The following is a 20,749-nucleotide window of genomic DNA, read 5'->3' on the forward strand; positions in this document are numbered from 1 at the left end:
TTGACATAATCAGATATATAGGTCTTGTTCTTTTTGCAATCCAATGCCTTGATTGAAAATTTCCGCGAAGAAATAGATGAAAACCCCGAGTATTAAATGTAAAGCAATTAGTGCAATGATGAAATCTTCAACCGGGACAAAGAAACTAGCAATTACGGTTGCCAAAGCAGGTACGATCAGATTAAATCCGTAAAACCGTTTTAAGTGAACTACATTTTGGGAGGTAAACAAGGGGGATTGCAGAAAAGCCCCGAACACGTTTGATACCAACCAAAAGAATATGCTGTATAGCCCTAAGGGAAGGAAGAACGAAAATATAATGTAAAGCGGAGTGTTTTCCACAATGAGAAATGGCTTTGAGGTAAAGGGATAAAAAATGTGTAAAAGGTTTTCTTCAGCCAAACCAGTCCCAATTCCCGTCGTTATGCAGAACCCAGCATACAAAGTGGTGGCGGAATACCCTATGGCCAGCACCCGACTGGCGATGTTTAGCGTCTTAGCAACGATTTTTGTCCGTTTCATTAGTATGTCATTAGAATTAATATAACAAATATATAAATTAAAATAAAACGATAATAACTTTAACGGTAAATCGAATCTAAATGATTCTATTCTTAGCGCACCACCGAGCATTTTATCAAAGACATCCGCCGGAAGACGCGCCGTATGTTCAGGTATGAGCATATCCACGGGGAGCGAATATCAGACATGCCGATAGCTCCAAAAGGACCATTGTCATCACCTTAATGGAGCTGTGCTTTTCCCGGAATATTACTATTTTTGAACGAATCAACGAATACGGATAAAGATGAGTAGTTTAAAAGGGAAAAAAGCAATTATAACGGGCGGAAGCCGCGGTTTAGGAAAAGCGGTGGCGGTTGCGCTTGCCGCTGAAGGCGTACATGTCGGTATCACCGGGCAAAATGAGGAAAACCTCCAAACGGCGGTGTCGGAGCTTCGCGGATACGACGTGAAGGCCAGCTATGCAGTGTTTAATGTAGCCAATGAGGAGGAGGTGAAAAGCGGCATCGAGAAGCTGGCCGAAGCATTGGGTGGCGTAGATATTTTAATCAACAATGCCGGAGTCGGGCAATTCGGCAAGGTAATGGAAATGTCCTCCGCGGATTTTGAGAAAGTCTTTGCTATTAACCTCTTTGGTGTGTATTACGTTGCCAAAGCTCTGTATCCGTACCTGAAAACCTCCGGGCAAGGTGATGTTGTGAATGTGGCCTCTACCGCCGGGCTGAAAGCGGGCGGTGGCATGTCCGCCTATGCCGCATCCAAAGCGGCGGTGATATCGCTTTCGCAATCCATGATGGCAGAATGGCGCAAAGACGATATCCGTGTCATTACCCTGACTCCCAGTACTATTGCCACCGATATGAGCATACAGCTGAAATTAACCGACGGCAATCCGGATAAAGTGCTGCAGTCCGAAGATTTTGCGCAATGGGTATTGGATATCCTGAAGATGAACCGCCGTGCTCTGATCGCCAACGGGTCAATTTTCAGCACAAACCCATAGCATGAAAACAAATCTCTCTTTTTTCCGCAACTTATGTGTATCAATTACAGAAATACCGATTTTCCTCAGGGCAGGGGAGGCCGAGGTCTGGTTTACTTTTAATTTTATTGCATTGGGCAACATATACAGCGTATACGGAATCTTTACTCTTTGAATACCGTTCCGGATTTAATTCGGCATTCTTGAGCCTTTCATAGTCAACTTTATAATCCACCAATTGGCTGAGCGCCGTTGACATCGAATCATTATCGAATGTTTGTGAAAACCCTGTGTGGCAAGTTGAAAATAATAATATGACTAGTATACTTTTCATGATTATCTGGTTTTCTATATTTCACAATTGACTTATAGGTACAGTTACACCGCTTGTTTAAAATACTGAACAGGCTTTTTGGGGTTTGAGCGCAATTACGTCCTTGGGTTGCACAATTTCATTGTTTGTTCATTCACGGCAATCATTGGTTACAATAAAGATAATAAGTATGGTGGTTATTTTCTAGCTTTCACCTTTTAAATTTTATACACGGCACTTCAGAACGAAGGGCGCGGGCGAAATTGTGCATCTTAGCGATACCCCTTTGCGTACAGGTCAGGCAGGGCGTCAGATTGCCAGTATTCCTTCGTGTCCGCATCCATGATGGTCAGCCTGCCCGAATGGCCAGCGCCCGTGTCCAGGTTCCAGAGATTGTACGCATTCATCGGTTGGTCGGTCTCCCAATTGATGGTTGGGGTATGGCCAAGGTAGACTTCATGGAATTCCGGTACCGGCTGGGCGTTTTCCCACAGCGTGCGGTCCCAATAGAAATCCTGCGGGCGCTGCAATTCCAGCGGCACACCGGGCTTGAATCCACCGTGTACATAGCAGCGATTCCTTTCATCCACATAATAGTGACGTTGCCGCATGAAGAACTGGCGATGGGCATGGGGGATGTCCGATGAAACCAATGCGGTCTTGTATCCCGACTCCGTGGCGCGCCACCGTCCCGGTTTATCCGCTTTTTCCAAGTAAGATTCTAGGGTGCCCGGACCGCCATGGTTCCAGTAGTGCGGGTGGAAATCCGTGTTGATGAAGTCCAGGAACCAGTCATCATGGTTGCCCTTCAATGCGATCAAATGCTTCGCGCGTAGCAGGATTTCCACGCAGGCGTACACATCCGCATACCCATCCGCCACATCACCCAGCTGGATGATCCGATCGTTCGTCAGGTCCGCGCCCGAACGTTCCAGGCATTGCTCCAGTGCCTTGGCGGCACCATGCACATCCCCGATTACAAACGTCCTGCCATATTTTTGCACGGTTAAAGATAATAAAAAAGCCTCGGAAAGGGCACTTATGACATGAGCTTTTACCCTGGCCAATCCCCCGTTGCTCCGTTTATGTTTATATTTACTGCAATGAAACCTGCCATGTGGGTGCCTGACGAACAAACGATGAAGGCGCAGGTTCCATGAGGCCATTAAGAACAAATTGCGAAGCACTCATGAATGCCATGAAGGCAGACAATTGATGAATAATTATTTCTGAATGAACATAACGCACACCCCATCCCTGTTTTGCTTATTGGCCATCGTGGCCATGAGCAGAGTCTCCGCACAGCCGCACCGGCCCGACCTCCAGCAGCCCTTCCGCGACTGCGGCTTCAAAGGCAGCATCACAGTATTCGATTATAAGCAGGGCAAATGGATCACCAGCGACAGCACCGACTCCTGGCTCGAAACCGTGCCCGCGTCCACCTTCAAAATCCCCAATCTGCTGATCGCACTCGAAGCGGGTGTCATCGATAGCGAAATGGATACGGTGGGCTGGGTCGGGTCCATCGATACGGCGCTATACGGCTACCGACCATCCACCTACCGGGACATGACCGTGCGGCATGCGTTCGAGGTATCGGCCGGTTGGGTGTTCATGGAGCTGGCCAAAAAGGTCAGCCGCCAACGCTACGCACAGGTGCTGCACGACATCGGCTACGGCAATGCCGCGGTGTCGGAACATGCAGACTTCTGGAATTTCGGGCCACTCAAAGTTGCTCCTCGCGATCAGGTCGAAATGCTGGTCAACGTTTACGAAGAAAAGCTGCCTTTTTCCAAACACAACCTCGATATCCTCAAAGACGTCATGGTCACCGAACAGACAAGCGACTATACGATCCGGTCCAAGACCGGCTGGGGCGTACAGGATGGTAAAGACATCGGCTGGTGGGTCGGCTACGTCCAGCGCAGGGACAATGTGTATTTCTTCGCCACGCGCATCACCAAGGCCAACGGTACACCCAGCGGCGACTTCATGAAATGCCGTCTTGACATCACCAAGGCCGTGCTGCGCCGACTCGGCGCATTATAAGTAATTACCTATGGGCAAGTATAAAAGTCATAAGCAGCTTTCGCAATATCCGCTATAATTTTATCATTCGTTTTGTCATTTTCATGAGATTTTGTTACAAAAACACTAATGTAAAAGTACGCTCCATTTGGTAAAAAGACAATCCCAATATTGTTTACAGCATCCGTAATTCCAGTTTCCTTATTTGTACCAGAAGATCCAGACTTATGAGCGACAATAATCTCTTGAGGGAGCTGCCCTCTAATTCGGCCTAATGCTGTTGTTGTTTCTATATTCGTTTTCCAAAAAAAATCATAACTTCTTTTTGAAAGTAAGTTGTTTTTATTTTTAAAAAATATTTTCAAGGTTTCGTTTGCAGCGTTCGGGGTTGTCCAATTTTGGAACATATTCTCCCATTTTTCCTGCATTTCTTTTTCGTTAAAAGTGATTTTTATATCTTCTATACCACTCTTTTTTATATATTCCTCAACCGTTTTAGGCGTTCCGATAAGACTTATTAAAACATCACAGGCTGTATTGTCACTGTGGGAAACTGTGTATTGAATTAATTTCTCAATTGTAAAGTTACCTCCATTAGGATTTTCATCTCTAAGTGGACTCCAGGAGCCTTTCCAAAGGTCGTCTCTATCTATTTTTACTAGTTGGTCTAATGATAATGCACCTTTATCAATCGCTGACAATACTGCCAATGCAATATGAAACTTAAACACACTTTGCATTGGAAATTGTTCATCTCCGTTTATTGAAAGCGTGTCTTTTCCATTATTTCCGATTATTGACACTCCAACTACCGCATTTTTGCGGGATACTATCTGCTCAATTTTATTTCTAAGCAGATCAGTCTTGTCGGATTGTGCTTTGCAACTTGTTGCGAGTAATAAAAATAAAGCGGTACAGTAAAACACGGACAAGACCAACTGTACAGTAAAACACGGACAAGACCCTGGTGTTTGTCGGCGGTTTCAATTAATTGCTGGATCACTTTCGTGTCATTTTCCATCGTTGCTTTTTCTTGATTCCTTTTGTACCGGTCCCTGGTGCTTATGCAGGGCACTATCCACGTTGTTGGTCAGGATGAACTGCCGCAGTTCGCCGCGTTCCCAGGCATTGGCCATCGGGTCGACGTCGGGCATCGGAATGTCGGCCCGTTTCTCTTTCTTCTCGGCGGTCGAAATATTGAACCGCTTGTCTCGTTCCTCCAGCAATTGCGGATGGAGCTGCCCATCTTCAGTAAAACCCATCATCACCATCGGCGATCCCAACGGCAATGTCCGCTGCTGGTCCGTATGCCAGGTATGGATGGTCTTACCGTAGGTGGATACCAGCTTTTCCATCAGCTCATGCTCGGCTACTTCTGGAATACCCGGCGCAATGAGCGCGCCGGACTTTTCCTCGTAGTGATGCGAATGCCAGAGCTTTTTTTCTTCTTCCGGCAGCGTCCTGAACAGCCGCTCGGTGATGATGTATTCAACGCCCATCAGTTTCGCGTCCCGGTCGTTGCCGTCAAAGATGACGGCTTGGTACACATCCTCGTTAAGCTGGTGGACATAATGGTGCGCCTCCATCTGCGCGTTGATATTCCCGTTGTAGAAATGGAAACCATCCAGGTAAGCATTGAAATGCCTGAGCGGGGATTTATCCTGTAACATATCTGCACCTGCTTCCAGCAGTTTGTCCTTACCCGGCTTTTTGTCGCCTGGCGCTTCCACGTTCGATTCCGTATTCCTTCCGCCGCAGCCGAACAACCCGATTCCGGCGATGAGCCATACGACAAAGATTTCGCTGTGCTTGACCATGAGTTCTCCGTTAAGGTAACTACCTAATTGCCAACACTGCGCTTCCCGGATTGTTTAAGAATATTCCAACAGTGTCACCGACGGAATATTGTCTTTTTAACGTATCTTAGCAATCCCGTTGTAACAAAGCGGGGCCGGAATGCACCACCCCGTTTCGGGGCTTTGTTTTAGGCGGCTTTTATAACGAATCGGTTCATTTCACTTTATCGTATTCGTACACCCCGGATAATTGGTGCATCCCAAAAAGTCGCCAAATCTACCACTTCTTTTAACCATAAAGCCACTTTGGCAATCCGGACACATCAGCTTGTCCGTTAAAATTTCTAGGTTTTTAAACGTCTGGTTACAACTCGGGTAATGCGAGCATCCCAAAAATTGACTGCCATTCGCAGAATGCTGTCTGATCACCAGTTTCCCGGTTTTACAGTATGGACATGCTGTAGCGTTCACAGCGCCGTCGGTCGAGGTTAGTAGATAATTATTGTCCTTTAGCAGCTCTTCAACAAACAACGACGCCTCTGATGGAGCAAGTAATGCCACTTCATTTTTAGTTCGTGTCAACACAACATAAAACAACTTACGCTCCTCTGCAAATCGGTATGCTTCGTTATCACTCAGCAAAAGCAATAGGAGGGGGGCATCCGTCATTTTGTTGGGAAAGCCGAGCAAATGGTTGCTGAGTTTTAGCACGATCACATTGTCGGCCTCGGTGCCTTTTGATCGATGCACGGTTAAATAGCGAATATCAATTTCTTCAAGCCCCTTTACTTCCAATTTGCCGGTGCTTTCAAAATATTTTACCCTACAGTTTGGAGTCAGCGCTATCAAATCGTGAATATCAAAGCTGTGCTGTCTTAAAACCAGGATTGAATTGTTCCCATATTTATTGACGAGTATTTTTTTTTAATTTATGAACATGGTGTAGTACAATCTCTAATTACATGCCCAAATAAGCTTGCATATCCTGACTTCCCAAATTTGAAAATTGTTCTTGAGTAATTTGAATAGGTAACTCCGTCTTAATAATTTTTGCATTCGCATATTTCACCTCCATAACGAATAACGGGTTTCTTTTTGCATTCATTTTGTTTGGGGAGGGAGATAGCTTGGTGCTCCACAAGGGAATCGAATGGAAACCATGTATAATAGCGTAAAGTTTTGACCAAAATAAAATAAATAATCTCTCATTTTGAGAGTAAAATTATTATATTTGCAGTCGAGAGTGAGATCATTGAATCGGCAATAACAGCATGATTAGAATCGTTAAAATTACTTCGATAGGTAAATATATCGAAACAAATCCGAAAGTAAAGGACGCTCTTGAAGCTTGGGTATCACTGGTTAAAACACTAACATGGGAAAAGCCCCAAGATATTGTCGAATCGTTTGGAGCAAAGGCTGTAGATATTATCGGAGCTGAACGTGCAGTAATTGACATCAAAGGAAATCACATACGAATCATCATTAAATATCAATTTCACGCCAAATTGAAGCAATCTGTGATTTACGTTAAATGGATCGGTACACACGCAGCATATTCAAAGCTTTGCAAACTAAACAAGCAGTATACGGTAGAAAAGTTTAAATGAGGGCCATGAAAATGAAAATGTTTAGAAATGAGGAAGAGTACAATAAGGCGGTAGTCTTGTTGGAAGAGCTTGGTGATCGGGAGGGGTTTGAAGAAAACGAAAAACTCGTAAAACAGTTCGAATTGCTTTCAGATCTGATCGAGGCTTACGAGAATCAGCATGCCAACATTCATGTAGGCAACCCCATAGAAATAATCAAACTTAAAATGGAATATTTGGGGTTGAAACAAAAAGATCTACAGCCATATATTGGAAGTAGCGGAATCGTATCCGAAGTACTGAATAAAAAGCGAGGGCTATCGAAAGGCATGATCCGCAAGTTGTCAGATTTTTTGCATTTGGATCAGAATTTACTCAATACTCCATATAATCTGATTGAAGTGCCAACGAAAAGTGCAAAAGCAAGCAACGCCAAAGCCGAGAAAAATCATGCGATATCAGATGTTCAATTATTTGCAGAAATCAGTTCCTTACCAGCTAATCTCAGGCAAGAGGTGTCGGATTTCGTGGCTTTTTTAAAATACAAGAAAAAACAAAAGACAGCTGTTTGAAGAGAAAAATAGGATTTTTATCCACCTCTAAAGTCCAATAACGGTTTGCGCCAAACTGCTGTTAGGCGTATGAGCTTTTCTGTCGGTCAATCTTTGAGTTTTATTACACCTGTTCTGTATAAATCCAAGGCTTTTTGCAAAATGTTTTCTATTGTCTTTATTGGCAGATCTTTGTTTGGATCAACTCTGAAAATCTTCATTCGGGAACGGTCGCCCTCTTCCAATTCAGGGTGGTCAAGATATTTTCCTTCTACCATAAGGATGTACGGTTCGTTCGTCCTTTTATCTGTCCACAAATAGCAAAACATTTTTTTCTTATAGCAGAAGCAGGGCATTCCCCACTTCTGCGTTTCAGTAACATTTGTGTCTTGGTCAAGAATAATACTTCGTAATGCAAGCAAGCAACTCTTGTTTGGCTCCTCTTTATTCAGGTAATAGCTATGAAGTTCTTGAGACATTTTTTTATTTTACAGCGATTAAGATATCAACTTCAGCATCACTCGGATTTTGCGCTTTTACTCCATATATTTCAAAATCCGTCGAGAATAGTCGGGGCAGATCAGCATTCCAAATTTTTATCCATTCATTAAAAACGATATTGTGCTGTAGATTTCCCCTAACGGTGAATTTTTCATAAGCTATACCCTCGATGTCCTTACCGACCATTCCCGTCGGGATATTTTCTAAAGAAGTTACTTTACAGCCTAATATGGTAGTGTACGGGAGTGTATGGTCTTTTTCATAATCTGTATACAGGCAATAAACCGTGTTGTCCACTTTATATGGGATCTTCTCTAAAACCCCTTCCTCCAGAAATTTTCCCCACAAGTTAGGAATATCCGCAGCAGCCTGATTATTTTCGTTTGTGGTTCTTACAGAAATGCCGATTACTTTAAAGGGTTCAATTTTTACTTTGTTCATTTTTGAAATATTTTTTGTTAAGCCACAAAACTAAAATGGTGTTGCGACAGCCCTATGTCAAGGGTTGTGAAAAATATTTTTCTTTGCATATTTCAAAATATTCCTGCAAGGTCATTTTATGTGGTTCAAACTGTTCATTGAGTGTGGTTAAGTTTTGAATTCTATCCAAACGAAATGCCCTGAAATCTTTCCGTAGTGAGCAAAAAGCAATGAGTAACCAATTTTCTTGTGTGCTGTAAATGGCAAAAGGTTCAATTGTTCTTTCCGTAGTTTGGTTGGTGTCGGGTGAATGATATTTTATTCTGACAAAGTTGAAATTTGTCAAGGCTAATTGTAATGTTGATAGATAATTACTTGTTCTGTCGTTGTATGCATTTTGTCTAAATGCAGTTCGGTCGGAAAGTAAGTTTGCTTTGTCCTTGGTGTTGTTGCGTAAAACAGATTTTATTTTGTTGATAGCTTCTGAATATTCTTTTACAAATGAAGCGTCTTTATTTTTTAAAATGAGTTGTTCCGCTGTAATTAAGGCATTGGCTTCGCTTTCGGTAAACATTACTGGTGGTATTCTGTAACCTTCCATTAAAGAATAACCTTTTCCGTCTTCTGTCAAAATAGGAACACCTGCTTGTTCTAAGGCTTTTATGTCTCGGTAAATTGTCCTGTTGCTTACTGAAAATTTATGCGCTAATTCCGAAGCTGTCAAAAGTCGTTTCGTTTGCAAAATTGTCAAAATTGCAGCTAGTCGTGAAAGTCTTTTTGTATCGTTATTGTAGTCCATTTTTCTAACTGTCCAGATTGGTACGGTCGCTGGTAGCATTACGCCTAACTCGCATATATGCGAAATTCTTCTATTTGTAATTTATTGCAAATATTTGTTTTCGATTCGCTTTTTGAGCTAAGCTAAAATAGCAAAAAAAGTGACGCAGAACGCACTATAAAAAAGAATAATGGAATTTCCTCAGTTATATTTGACCCTTCTCTTTTCGTTGATATGACGTTACTGGCTATTTCCCCGTCATTGTCATGCACAAATTTAACGGGAGCTTCCAACGGTTCTTTCTTAGCCTTCGGATACCTGGAGATCTGTCTTGGATTCTTTTGAATAAATGGATGGACAATAGATGTTACGAATTGTCATGCAAGTAGATTCAGCGCTTCAGCGTGGATGGTCGAACAAAAGATTTAAAGATCGAATGACAAAATGGAAAGACATAATCAAATAAATAAATAAAAAGTCAAAACCTATAATGCGAACTTAATTTATAAGCTAATCGGTTTTTACGAAACAGTACTTTTGCAATTTCGCCTTTTTTCCAATAATGGGTTATATTCACCTTTTATTTTTCAGTTAGCGGCCTTCCTTCTTCATCGAGTGTCGACCACGCTTACATCCTCAGGTTGAATAAGGCAGCAAACTAACTATTGCATATGAGGTACGAAATCGCTAGAATTGCCCCGACAATACCAACAACCCATAAATAAACGAATACAATTAAGAAATGGCAACCACATGGTAACGATAAACAGTTACGAAGACTACAAAACCCACGAGGGAAAAGAATTGGGGGTTTCCGATTGGCATGCAATCAGCCAGCAGCAGATCAATATATTTGCCGATGCGACCTTGGATCACCAATGGATCCATGTGGACAAAGAGAAAGCGGAGCGCGAAGGTCCCTTTAAATCAACCATTGCCCACGGTTACCTGACCCTTTCGCTGATCCCTTATCTATGGAAGCAGATTGCGGACGTAAGAAATGTGAAGATGGAAATCAATTACGGTATCGAAAACCTCCGGTTCGGTCAACCTGTACTGGTAGACGACGAAGTCCAACTGAAAGCAAAGGTAAAGTCAATAATCAATCTCAGGGGAACGGTGAAGGCAATCATCCAGGCAACCCTGGCCATCCGGGGGAAAGCCAAACCCGCCTATGTCGGAGATGTTGTATTCCTTTACCATTTCAATGACTGAACAAAATCTATTACACAGACTCAATGGTCACTTCAGCCAAGGATTTTCAGTTTGATTGGAAAGATAGCTGTTCAAATTTAAGGTGCGGCAATTTTTCTTGATAACTCCGTTGGGAAATTATCTTGTTACAACTAAACTGGATGACTTCGCAGGCATAAAATCCTTCGATATCTTTCCATTCAAGAATTAGGTTGTCTCCGTCCTCAAAAATATTCTTTGGCAGGCATGTCTTCCGACCGGATGAAAATAGCCAGCGATATATTTTCTTTATGCTGTTCCTTCCGATGCCAATGACAGGGTACTTCGCTACAAGACAGAGGGCAGCAGTGTCCGCATAAAGTTCCATGATTGCCTCTATGTTCTCCGAGTTGAAGGCATCAACCCATTCCTTTAAAATTTCTCTGTTAGCCATCACAACCTGTTATTCCACAGCCAGTGTATTTCCTCGCTGCCTGTCGATATCCACGTAGGTATTCCGGTGCCCCACTTTGTTTGCGGTAGGAGGAAAGTGGTAACCCTGAGACGTGTATCTGTATCGTATAAATTACCATTAGGTTAGGTTATTGTTTGGAAAACACGCAACAACGCCCATGTTTATTTCCATTTCCTGAGGATACATAGGTACTGCTGGAATCATTAATGACAACGGATCATCAAAGAATGACGGCGCCAAAAAAGACCGCGGTAAAGAGCCTCAAGGAAAACCTGGAAAGATTAACTCCTAAAAGGAGCCAGTTTTTTTCCTTCTGTAGAATGCTGCAACCAAGCTAAAGCCTTGGCTTTGATCTGCCTCACACGTTCGGTAGTTAACCCCATTTGCCGACTGATTTCTCCGAGGCGTTTCGGTTCAGATCCACCGAGCCCGAAAAAAAGGCTCAACACCAATTGCTCCCGTTGGGGAAGGCGGCGTATCGCGTCTCCGATAACGATTTCCAGTGAATCGCGCATCGCCCGATGGTCCGTCGGCACCCCGACATCCGGCAACGAATCCAATAAGCAGATATCGGGCGAATGAAGGGAAGGCGCGTCTATCGAAACCTGCCTCTCGCCGTTTGACAATGTACGGCCCAATCGTTCAGACGGAACGCCAAGGACATCGGCCAGCTCCTCCACAGTGGGCTCACGTTCCAATCGCTGCTCCAACTCGGATTGCGACCGCTTCACTTTGACCAAATCAGCGATTTGGTTTATCGGTAAACGGACTGTACGTGATTGCACGGAAATGGCCAACATGATGCTCTGCCTGATCCACCAGACGGCATAAGATATGAACTTGAAGCCGCGTGTCTCGTCAAATCGTTTTGCTGCCGTTACCAGCCCCAGATTTCCCTCGTTGATCAGATCCTCCAGCAACACGCCCTGATGCTGGAATTGCTTGGCTACCGAAATCACGAACCTAAGGTTCCCTTTTACCAGCCTGTTCAGCGCCACGGTATCCCCGGCTCGTATCCGAATGGCCAGCGCAACCTCTTCGTCACCGGCGAGCATGTCATATTTACTTATATCAAGTAAATAGCTGTTCAGGGATCGATTAGCGCGGTTGGTAATCGATTCGGATATTTTCAGTTGCCTCATGTGCTGCTTGGTGTGAAGGGTATTCCGTAAATGTAGGCAATTAAGTCGGACAAACTGGGGAGTACCCAAATAATAATGTGCGACATTGGGCGCAAAGGTGCTTTCCAACGACATTATCCCCGCCAACCGGGACACTATGCGCGGCCGAGCCGATCGATATGTCGGAGATGCGATGCAAATGCCTGCCCCATCGTGCGATGTTCCGGGTAGGTCACGCCGAATTCTTCGCATGTTGCCTTGACCAATCTGTTGATCGCCGGATAATGCACATTTTCCCCCGAGCATCATGCATAATAGGATGGATAGCCATAACGGCAATGAGACCAAGAGTAAAACCGTATACAGGCCGATGTAATTCAATCTCCGTAATCGCTGATCCCACGGATAGTCTATTCCCATTCGTTGCGCAGGTCTTGAAGTTGACGATCTATCTCATCTTTACTTTGAGGAGTCATTGCCCCTTTGTATTTAGCGATGAGATCTTTCTTCAATTCTTTACCGGTCGAGGTCTGTCTGCGAACACGGACGAGCTTCAGCAATTCCAACTCCTTGAGTAGGTTCATCGCCTTATCGTTCAAAATATCTAATGTCACAGTTTTCATAATGCACAAGATAGCAAACTTATTTTAAGCAAGGTAATGCACTAACGACTCATTGAGCAGCTTTCATCTTCCATTGCCGTATCACCTCAACTTTATCGTATTCGTACACCCAGGATAATTCGTACATCCCAAAAAGTCGCCGAATTTCCCATTTCTTTTAACCATATAACCACTTTGGCAATCCGAACACATCAGCTTGTCCGTTAAAATGTCAAGGTTTTTAAACGTCTGGTTACAACTGGAGTAATGTGAGCATCCTAAAAATTGACTACCATTGGCAGTATGCTGCCTGATCACCAGTTTACCGGTTTTACAGTATGGACACGCTGTCGCGTTCACAGCCCCATCAGTGGTGGTTAATAAATAATTGTTGTCTTTTAGCAGCTCCTCTGCAAACCGGTATTCTTCGTTATCACTTAGCAAAAGCGATAGGAGAGGGTCGTCGGTCATTTTGTTGGAAGCCCAGCAAATGGTTTCTGAGTTTTAGCACGATCACATTATCTGCCTCAGTACCTTTTCCTGTCGTGTTTTTGCTAATTTTTGTCTTTTCCTCTTCCAATTTTATACCCCACCATTTCCCTATCCGGCAGCAGTGGTGGCCGCTTGATCTTATCGTTTAGTTCGTCAAGATATTGAAAGAGCAGTTCGATGGTTTTATCGTGATTTGACAGCTTGTTGTTTTGCTTACCTATTGCATTTTTAATTTCTTCAATCTGAAGTTGAAGGCCAGTATGCGACGCTAATAAACTACGCAGCTGCACAAATACCTTAACCAAGCGAATACTAATCTGCGTTGCAAGGTCGCTTTTCAGAACGTTTGCGAGCATCAGTACACCGTGCTCGGTATATGCATGAGGATTTACCGTAGCGTGTTTTAAGCTTTCGAACCGGTCACAAATTGTGACCAGTTCAGTCTTCTCTTGGTTAGAGAGCTGAAAACGAAAGTCTTCAGGAAACCTATCTGTGTTTCTTTTTACCGCCTGGTTTAGCGCCTTGGTCTCCACCCCATATAATTCGGCCAAATCTCGGTCAATCATTACTTGGATTCCACGTATATTGAAAATCCGGTCTTGGATATCACTTTCATGGGCAAGCATTTCATTAAGAGAAACAGGCTCTGTCGTCTTTGCCATAGGTAGATTGGTTATGTCAATCCAAATATACAAAAAAAACTAATATAATTAGTGTAATGTTTTTTGGAATTATTTTGTAATACCACAGCTCAATCACGAAGGAACCAAAATCGCGCTCCTTAGTGCATTGACCGTGTTCACTATCTGTCTATTCACCTGGTCAATCTCCAAAAAGAAGAGCGATGAAAAATAAGGGTATGGGACTTGGAATTGACCACAAAGGATATACAGTTACATATAATTTAAAGAAATGTATCTTTAGACACAGTTTTATCACCCTATTGTCTTTTTAAGATTTCTTAACAAAGCGGGGCTGGAATGCGTTATATAGTCAGTTAGTAAGATTTATCGTTTCATAATTTAAGTTTATAATTGGTTAGTTAGCAAGCCCCGATTCTCCCCGTTTCGGGACTTTCTTTATGCGGTTGATTTTCTATCTTTGCCAAGCCATGTCAATACCCGATACTATTTTCCTTTTCCGTATCGTACATTGGCAGAATATTGAGCATATTCTGGTTCATGGTCTATGTAGTGCCCAGCATCCTTCCCATGATCCAAATTATATCCATATTGGGCACCAGCAACTGATCACAGACAGGCACAATCACCCGATACCGTTAGCGGATTATGGCCACCTTGGTGAATATATTCCGTTTTAATTTTGGGGGCATTCTCCGATGTTGTACATGATTATGCATGGCTATCAAGGCGTGCATCAATATCCACAGGAAGATATTGTCTATGTAGTAGTCAATTCAGCGCATATCCTGGCCGGTGATTTTCAATACGTATATACCGATCAGCATGCCAAGCGAAAGGTGGCCCGTTTCTTTACCGATCCCAAAGATTTCGGTCAATTGAGATGGGATGTCATCCGTTCCAAAGACTGGAAAAATAACGAAGACGATTTGCGGCGCAGGGATTTCAAGCAAGCAGAGTTCCTGGTTCGTCATCATATCCCAACATCTTATATAGATAGGCTATTTGTAAATACGGAAGCAAAAATGAAGGAAATAGCAGATATTGTTCGTAAATTAGACCTTGAAATACCTGTGCAGGTAGCTCGGGAAGGAAAATTATACTTTTAGATGATTACATTCTTGCAAGGTGATTTGCTCCGGTCTGATGCCGATGCGCTGGTTAACACCGTCAATACCGTCGGCGTGATGGGGAAAGGCATCGCTTTGCAATTTAAAAACCAATTCCCCAAAAACTACAAGGTATACAAAGAAGCGTGTAAAACGGGGGCGCTCCGTACTGGACAGATGCTGGTTGTGAGAGATGGCGACCTCTTGCGCGAAAAGAATATCGTTAATTTTCCCACCAAAGAGCACTGGAAGGCCCCCTCCAAGATTGAATACATCGAGAAAGGGCTTCCGGCACTAAAGGAAGCCATCATTCAGCACCAAATAAAAAGCATTGCCATACCGCCTTTGGGTTGTGGCAGCGGTGGTTTGGATTGGAATGTTGTTAAGCCTATGATTATCGATCAGCTATCCGATCTGGATATCGACATTTTGGTTTATGAGCCCAATGCAGCCATAAAAAGTATCCTACAGGGCGAGGACAAGCCGCGGGATGCCGAACTTACCCCAGCCAAGGCCATGCTGCTTTACTTGATGTTCCATTATGAGTCCGTTGGAGACATCAGCAGCCTGTTTGCTGCCAACAAGCTGGCCTATTTCCTTCAAGAGAGCGGAGAGAACTTACGGCTTACGTTTACGGCCCATCATTACGGCCCATATTCGGTGCAGCTCAACCATGTGTTGGGTGCGGTGAACGGCGTGTACCTCAAGGGGCTTGAACAAAACCAAGCCAAGGCTTTCGAGCCGCTGCTACTCAATTACGAGCGGTATGCTGAGGTTGAGCGGTTTATCCAATCGGAACTGAGCGCCGTACAACGAGATCGGCTTCAATCTGTTTTGAAACTTATCGAAGGCTTTGAGTCTACTTATGCGTTGGAACTGTTGGCCTCGGCAGATTATGCCAGCAAGCAACCGGGCGTAGACAATGTAGAGCAGGTAATATATGCCATTAAGCAATGGAACCCAAGAAAGGCGGACCTTTTCCAGTCCGAACATGTGAAGTTAGCCTACGATCACCTACAGGCATTTAGGTCTGCTGTATTCTCATAAGGTTGCATTTATAATCGCAATTGTTTTGGGGAAGATTACACACTGTCACACCATCGAATCAGTCCATACACTTACTTATCACATGACCATCACATAAAAAAATATTGGTTATCAGATACTTGTAATGTCAAATGTTTTGTTCTATCACATGACCATCACATAAGATTATGCCCAAAAAGGAATATAGCTGGCATACTTCCTAGATTTGTTTTCCGGGTCATCTTCCTTTATCACCCCTTCACCCAAAGCATCCCTTATAATTCTAGAAGCAACCGAATAGTTGTGATCTTCAATCTGAAATCGTTCCCTTAATGACTGATTTGTCATCTTCTCGTTAGAAACATATTTTAAACACGCATGCTGGTAGCAAGCACTTATCTTTTCTTTCTTATCCAGGTGATTCAGTGTTTTATAGCTATACATTGTAACGCGAGTTCTACTTTCGGCTACGATAACATTAATGGGAGGAAGTTGATACAGTTCATTGTAAAAAATCACCTTATCCAATCCGCTTCCCTTTTCTTCGCAAAAGCCCATCCTTCGCATTATATCGGCTAGCCGCTCATTGCGTGACATATAAGCGTCTATAAAACGTTCGGGAGTAACGAGGGGCGTCCCCGGATTCGAAATCTCAATCCGATCAGAGAAGATTTCTATCATTGGAAATCCTTTTTCAGTAAGATCTTGATGAATCAATGCGTTCGCCACCAATTCGCGTACAGCTATTTCCGGGTACACTCTTGATTCTGTCCTCAACGCCTTCCCGATTTCTTCATTGGCGGGTAGTTGACTATTGATCCAGTTGACTAATCCTTCAAAACCAATAGCATATCCCTTCACTCCAATTTGTTCTCTTTCTGTCTCTACTTTATTCTTTCCTTTATATACAATTACCCTGATTGATTTTCGTTCTACACTTTCAAAATCTTTTAGCTGTTTCGCCAGTAATATCGCGCCAAGTTTTGTGATCGCATACCCTCTGCTTTTTACGACTAAACCTTCTTCGATAAACTTATCAATTACGCCTTGTTGCGTTGTTGGGTACGGTATGTTTAACAGGTCAAAGTAAGTTTCGATACTTAATAGTTTTGTGATATCTGCTGCAGATAAATTGTCTCGAGCAATTTCCTTTTCAAAAGGCGTAGTATCCTTCTTCCAGATTTTAGCTTGCTTCAGCGGGAACTCATTAAGTTTTCTTGTGATGCTGCCTATACGGATATAGGCTTGGTGAAGAAACTCTACTGGTTGGTTTTTTGCGGCAGGGATCGCAAAAAGTGATATATGGCGGTCATCAACATAGTCAAATTCATATATCGTGAAATCAATTCTAGGATTTAAACGAGTAGCGAGCCAATGCTCAAGGTCTTCCTTTCCCTTTTTATGAGATTTGGCCTTAAAGGACGTGCCTTTAATAATATGTGTTTTGTCTTCAATCCCAAAAACTAAATAGCCGTACGTACGATTGTGTATACAGGCACCATTTGCCAGAGCTGAGATTCGCTCACCTATTTCCTCAACCGAATGGAAGTTAAGTTTAAATTCAACCCATTCACTTTCGTGCGATTGTTTCACTAATTCTTCGAGCAAATCGGTTAGTTGTGTCTCGGTCATTAATACATATCTAAGTCTCAGACAAATATACTAATTTGTTTAGTTGTCTGCGTAAATTCGATATAAGTTTATGCTTTACTATGGTCTATGTGGCGGATGCGCTCTTCTGTTTATATTTGCTTATTTGCCCTGCTCGAATTGTTAATCAACTCGTCAGCGGCTTTTGCGTCTTTATAATAGGGCAAAGTTAGCGAATATGAAAAAAGTCCAAGTTCCAATAATAAATGTGTTATTCTTCGCGGTGTCATTGCATATCATTTCAACTTTATCGTATTCTTACACCCCGGATAATTGGTACATCCCAAAAAGTCGCCAAATCTACCGCTCCTTTTAACCATAAAGCCACTTTGACAATCCGGACACATCAGATCGTTCTTTAAAATTTCTAGGTTTTTAAACGTCTGGTTACAACTCGGGTAATGCGAGCATCCCAAAAATTGGCTGCCATTCGCAGTATGCTGCCTGATCAACAGTTTCCCGGTTTTACAGTATGGACATGCTGTAGCGTTCACAGCCCCATCAGTGGTGGTCAATAAATAATTATTGTCTTTTAGTAGCTCCTCTACAAACAACGAAGCCTCTGATGGAGCAAGCAATACCACTTCATTTTTAGTTCTCGTCAACGCAACATAAAACAACCTACGCTCCTCAGCAAACCGGTATGCTTCGTTATCATTTAGCAACAGCGATAGGAGGGGGTCATCGGTAATTTTGTTGGGAAAGCCGAGCAAATGATTGCTGAGTTTTAGCACGATCACATTAATAACCGCTAACAACTGTTTATACGAATCGAATATAATAAAAAGTTTCGCAAAAGGTGTTTTTATACTACGCATTTGATTCAATTGGGTGTTGATATCGTAGAGTTCAGAGGGCTCGGAAACAATCGTATTTGCGCTATCAGGCGAGAATAGTTGGATGAGTTTTGAGTTTAGCGAGGTAATTCCTATCTTTATCTAAGGTTTAGGTTGATAGCCCCTAATCCCATTGGGGCGGACCCGTTATCTTACACAAGGTAACGGGTTTCTTTTGTGCCATAATTTCTTAAATTTAAATTAGCAATTTCGCGCAATGGAAACTAATGAAGAAATTGTAATCGTGGGCGGTGGTTTGAGTGGACTTACCTTAGCTTACTTACTGTCGCAGCGAGCTATCAGGACAACAGTTCTGGAAGCTTCGCCGCGATTGGGTGGAAGAATACAGACCGTGAAGGGTACATTGGAAGCACCTTTGGAATTGGGCGCAACATGGTTTTCGGATATGCATACCAATCTGCTCTCGCTGATTGATGAATTGGGATTAAAAAAATATCCGCAGTATTCTAAGGGGATATCCCTGTTTCAAACCAGATCCTTTGAGCCGCCGCAAAAATTCTTTGTACCTGAAGCTGAAAGTCCTTCATACCGGATCGTGGGTGGAACACAGTCCCTGATTGATGCATTAGCCCAACGGTTGCCCGCGGAAAGCATTTTTTTCAATTCAAAGGTCACTGCCGTAACGGAGGCCGGGGATAAAATCTTGCTGACCACTGCAAAAGGTAAGCAAGTCCATGCAAATAAGGTAATTATCAGCTTGCCTCCGCAGTTAATGGCGGCCCAATTTACGTTTTCCCCCAAATTACCGGATGCGCTCGCCGGTTTCTTAGTAGACGTACATACCTGGATGGCAGGCGCTATCAAATTCACGATAGAGTATACAGAGCCTTTTTGGCGAAACAAGGGGTATTCGGGAATGTTGTATAGTCACGCGGGAATTATTGTGGAAATGTACGACCACACCAATTTCGAAGAAGACAAGTTTGGCTTTACCGGTTTCCTCAGTGGTGGTGCAGCATCGTATTCGCCCGAAGTCAGAAAGGAATATGTATTACGCCAATTGGGAGAGCTATTGGGCGTAGAGGCACTGACGCCGACCACTTATTTCGACAAGGTTTGGACAGACGAATTTATATCTGGAGGAAGTCAGCTTATCCAGCGGCCGCATCAGTATAATGGGCATCCCTTATTGCTGGAAAGTTATATGGAGGGCAAACTATTCTTTTCCGCAACAGAAACCGCCACAGCCTATGCTGGCTATATGGAAGGAGCAGTGATTGCCGCAAAGCGTATTTCGAACGCGATAAGCGTTTAAGCCAAATTCAAACCGTCGTTCATTGGTGTGACGTTATACCGTCAGGCCAAATATCTCTTAGACCATGCAAGTAATTAAGAACACATGGGAGCTAACTTTTCCCGATTCCCGCACCATGGCGTTACGGCCCTGCCGATGGATGTTAAACTTTTCATGTGAGAACCATGCGCTGGTCGGAGAGTAGCGGAACTTTAAAGTTTGGAAATCTTCTCCCACACCTGTATCTTTGACTAACCAATATGAAAACCTCAAGTAAGTCAATAGGCTATTGGGAATCGGAGTTTCGAAAAGGAAACCCTGCAGCTTTTCGCCATGTTTTCGATTTGCACTACCGTCCGTTGTGCTACTATGCAGGAACCATCCTCGACGACCTGGGAGAGGTAGAAGATGCGGTGTCTGAAGTTTTCGTGAAGCTGTGGCGGCGAGCTGCCGATTTTGATAACTTAAGTAGTATCAAAGGATTCCTTTACATTAGCACGAAGAACCTGTGTCTTGATCGGTTGAAACAGTACAAACGGAGGGAGGCGTCTTTAGGAGACTACAGGCATACGCTAGAAACTTTAGTGGACGGCGAAGACTATTCCTTGTTAGAGACGGAGGTGCTGCAGCTCGTATACGAAGAGATTGAGCGATTGCCCACCAAAGCGCGCGCAATCTTTAAGCTTATCTTCTTTGATGGGAAAAAGACCGATGAGGTAGCTGCGCAATTGGGCGTATCCGTAAAGACGGTCCGCAATCAGAAAGCACGCGCTATCCAGTTGCTCCAAACCGCCCTGCTAAAAAAAGGATTGCCTGCATTCATCTGGATTTTTTGCTGCGTATTGCCGAAATAAAAGAAAAATAAAAAACCTTTGGGCGTTTTCCGAAT

At 43.4% G+C, this 20,749-nt stretch carries 23 protein-coding genes and 1 pseudogene; 9 read left to right on the forward strand and 15 right to left on the reverse strand.

The window, feature by feature from the left end; translation table 11 throughout:
- Positions 1-9: 9 nt before the first annotated feature.
- The gene (locus tag IEV98_RS11355) at positions 10-522 is read right to left on the reverse strand and encodes a DUF2975 domain-containing protein (RefSeq protein ID WP_229738691.1); all 513 of its coding nucleotides are present in this window, start codon (positions 520-522) and stop codon (positions 10-12) included.
- A 286-nt stretch (positions 523-808) separates the two neighbouring features.
- Between IEV98_RS11355 and IEV98_RS11360 the strand changes: the two genes are divergently transcribed.
- Entirely contained in the window at positions 809-1,525 is a 717-nt protein-coding gene (locus IEV98_RS11360) for a 3-ketoacyl-ACP reductase (protein WP_188505944.1), read from the forward strand.
- Positions 1,526-2,089: 564 nt separating this feature from the next.
- Here the strand turns inward: IEV98_RS11360 and IEV98_RS11365 are convergent.
- Complete coding sequence (locus IEV98_RS11365; protein WP_229738692.1) at positions 2,090-2,821, reverse strand: metallophosphoesterase; 732 nt, start codon at positions 2,819-2,821, stop codon at positions 2,090-2,092.
- A 229-nt stretch (positions 2,822-3,050) separates the two neighbouring features.
- On the opposite strand from IEV98_RS11365, the gene IEV98_RS11370 reads away from it, so the two are divergent.
- Positions 3,051-3,866 carry a penicillin-binding transpeptidase domain-containing protein gene (locus IEV98_RS11370; RefSeq protein WP_188505946.1) on the forward strand — a complete coding sequence of 272 codons (816 nt, stop codon included), beginning with the start codon at positions 3,051-3,053 and terminating at the stop codon, positions 3,864-3,866.
- Between the two features lie 8 nt (positions 3,867-3,874).
- Here the strand turns inward: IEV98_RS11370 and bla are convergent, their stop codons facing one another.
- The 3 genes from bla to IEV98_RS11385 all read right to left on the reverse strand — a co-directional run bounded on the left by bla (position 3,875) and on the right by IEV98_RS11385 (position 6,436).
- Positions 3,875-4,771, reverse strand: a complete 897-nt coding sequence (gene bla, locus IEV98_RS11375; RefSeq protein ID WP_262892477.1) for a class A beta-lactamase, subclass A2 — start codon at positions 4,769-4,771, stop codon at positions 3,875-3,877.
- An 84-nt stretch (positions 4,772-4,855) separates the two neighbouring features.
- Positions 4,856-5,662 carry an OBAP family protein gene (locus IEV98_RS11380; RefSeq protein ID WP_188505947.1) on the reverse strand — a complete coding sequence of 269 codons (807 nt, stop codon included), beginning with the start codon at positions 5,660-5,662 and terminating at the stop codon, positions 4,856-4,858.
- A gap of 198 nt (positions 5,663-5,860) precedes the next feature.
- On the reverse strand, positions 5,861-6,436 hold the full coding sequence (locus tag IEV98_RS11385; RefSeq protein WP_188505948.1) for a topoisomerase DNA-binding C4 zinc finger domain-containing protein: 576 nt from the start codon (positions 6,434-6,436) through the stop codon (positions 5,861-5,863).
- A 476-nt stretch (positions 6,437-6,912) separates the two neighbouring features.
- Here IEV98_RS11385 and IEV98_RS11390 point away from each other — a divergent pair, with 476 nt between their 5' ends.
- Together IEV98_RS11390 and IEV98_RS11395 are read left to right on the forward strand one after the other, a co-directional pair.
- Positions 6,913-7,251 (forward strand): type II toxin-antitoxin system HigB family toxin, encoded by a 339-nt coding sequence (locus IEV98_RS11390; RefSeq protein WP_188505949.1) that lies wholly within the window; start codon positions 6,913-6,915, stop codon positions 7,249-7,251.
- Between the two features lie 5 nt (positions 7,252-7,256).
- Positions 7,257-7,802 carry a DUF2281 domain-containing protein gene (locus IEV98_RS11395; RefSeq protein ID WP_188505950.1) on the forward strand — a complete coding sequence of 182 codons (546 nt, stop codon included), beginning with the start codon at positions 7,257-7,259 and terminating at the stop codon, positions 7,800-7,802.
- An 86-nt stretch (positions 7,803-7,888) separates the two neighbouring features.
- Here IEV98_RS11395 and IEV98_RS11400 read toward each other — a convergent pair whose 3' ends face one another.
- From IEV98_RS11400 to IEV98_RS11410, 3 genes are read right to left on the reverse strand one after another with little or no spacing between them, the layout of a single operon-like run.
- Entirely contained in the window at positions 7,889-8,260 is a 372-nt protein-coding gene (locus IEV98_RS11400; RefSeq protein WP_188505951.1) for a DUF1801 domain-containing protein, read from the reverse strand.
- 4 nt (positions 8,261-8,264) lie between these two features.
- A complete protein-coding gene (locus tag IEV98_RS11405) occupies positions 8,265-8,723 on the reverse strand; it encodes a GyrI-like domain-containing protein (protein ID WP_188505952.1) in 459 nt (152 codons plus the stop codon).
- Positions 8,724-8,775: 52 nt separating this feature from the next.
- Positions 8,776-9,501: a helix-turn-helix transcriptional regulator gene (locus tag IEV98_RS11410; RefSeq protein ID WP_188505953.1), complete on the reverse strand. Its 726-nt coding sequence runs from the start codon at positions 9,499-9,501 to the stop codon at positions 8,776-8,778.
- 732 nt (positions 9,502-10,233) lie between these two features.
- Here IEV98_RS11410 and IEV98_RS11415 point away from each other — a divergent pair.
- The gene (locus IEV98_RS11415) at positions 10,234-10,695 is read left to right on the forward strand and encodes a MaoC family dehydratase (RefSeq protein ID WP_188505954.1); all 462 of its coding nucleotides are present in this window, start codon (positions 10,234-10,236) and stop codon (positions 10,693-10,695) included.
- A gap of 46 nt (positions 10,696-10,741) precedes the next feature.
- Here the strand turns inward: IEV98_RS11415 and IEV98_RS11420 are convergent, their stop codons facing one another.
- The 5 genes from IEV98_RS11420 to IEV98_RS11440 all read right to left on the reverse strand — a co-directional run bounded on the left by IEV98_RS11420 (position 10,742) and on the right by IEV98_RS11440 (position 14,005).
- Positions 10,742-11,107 (reverse strand): nuclear transport factor 2 family protein, encoded by a 366-nt coding sequence (locus IEV98_RS11420; protein WP_188505955.1) that lies wholly within the window; start codon positions 11,105-11,107, stop codon positions 10,742-10,744.
- Between the two features lie 302 nt (positions 11,108-11,409).
- The gene (locus IEV98_RS11425) at positions 11,410-12,669 is read right to left on the reverse strand and encodes a sigma-70 family RNA polymerase sigma factor (RefSeq protein ID WP_229738694.1); all 1,260 of its coding nucleotides are present in this window, start codon (positions 12,667-12,669) and stop codon (positions 11,410-11,412) included.
- Positions 12,660-12,872 carry a hypothetical protein gene (locus IEV98_RS11430; RefSeq protein WP_188505956.1) on the reverse strand — a complete coding sequence of 71 codons (213 nt, stop codon included), beginning with the start codon at positions 12,870-12,872 and terminating at the stop codon, positions 12,660-12,662. The genes IEV98_RS11425 and IEV98_RS11430 overlap by 10 nt, the downstream gene beginning before the upstream one ends.
- An 81-nt stretch (positions 12,873-12,953) precedes the next feature.
- Positions 12,954-13,322: a topoisomerase DNA-binding C4 zinc finger domain-containing protein gene (locus tag IEV98_RS24700; protein WP_188505957.1), complete on the reverse strand. Its 369-nt coding sequence runs from the start codon at positions 13,320-13,322 to the stop codon at positions 12,954-12,956.
- 83 nt (positions 13,323-13,405) lie between these two features.
- Entirely contained in the window at positions 13,406-14,005 is a 600-nt protein-coding gene (locus IEV98_RS11440) for an ORF6N domain-containing protein (protein ID WP_188505958.1), read from the reverse strand.
- 449 nt (positions 14,006-14,454) lie between these two features.
- Here IEV98_RS11440 and darT point away from each other — a divergent pair.
- Both darT and darG read left to right on the forward strand, forming a co-directional pair.
- Positions 14,455-15,093, forward strand: a pseudogene (darT, locus tag IEV98_RS24475) (type II toxin-antitoxin system toxin DNA ADP-ribosyl transferase DarT).
- The gene (gene darG, locus IEV98_RS11455; RefSeq protein WP_229738695.1) at positions 15,094-16,140 is read left to right on the forward strand and encodes a type II toxin-antitoxin system antitoxin DNA ADP-ribosyl glycohydrolase DarG; all 1,047 of its coding nucleotides are present in this window, start codon (positions 15,094-15,096) and stop codon (positions 16,138-16,140) included. It abuts the pseudogene before it with no gap.
- A gap of 165 nt (positions 16,141-16,305) precedes the next feature.
- Here the strand turns inward: darG and IEV98_RS11460 are convergent, their stop codons facing one another.
- Positions 16,306-17,751 (reverse strand): ATP-binding protein, encoded by a 1,446-nt coding sequence (locus IEV98_RS11460; RefSeq protein ID WP_188505961.1) that lies wholly within the window; start codon positions 17,749-17,751, stop codon positions 16,306-16,308.
- A gap of 254 nt (positions 17,752-18,005) precedes the next feature.
- A complete protein-coding gene (locus IEV98_RS24705; RefSeq protein ID WP_371870662.1) occupies positions 18,006-18,587 on the reverse strand; it encodes a topoisomerase DNA-binding C4 zinc finger domain-containing protein in 582 nt (193 codons plus the stop codon).
- Between the two features lie 235 nt (positions 18,588-18,822).
- On the opposite strand from IEV98_RS24705, the gene IEV98_RS11470 reads away from it, so the two are divergent.
- Both IEV98_RS11470 and IEV98_RS11475 read left to right on the forward strand, forming a co-directional pair.
- The gene (locus IEV98_RS11470; RefSeq protein WP_188505963.1) at positions 18,823-19,881 is read left to right on the forward strand and encodes a flavin monoamine oxidase family protein; all 1,059 of its coding nucleotides are present in this window, start codon (positions 18,823-18,825) and stop codon (positions 19,879-19,881) included.
- A gap of 239 nt (positions 19,882-20,120) precedes the next feature.
- Positions 20,121-20,714, forward strand: coding sequence for an RNA polymerase sigma factor (locus IEV98_RS11475; RefSeq protein ID WP_188505964.1), 594 nt, complete (start codon positions 20,121-20,123; stop codon positions 20,712-20,714).
- Positions 20,715-20,749: the final 35 nt, after the last annotated feature.

It is taken from the genome of Parapedobacter pyrenivorans, assembly GCF_014636865.1.
GTDB lineage: Bacteria > Bacteroidota > Bacteroidia > Sphingobacteriales > Sphingobacteriaceae > Parapedobacter > Parapedobacter pyrenivorans.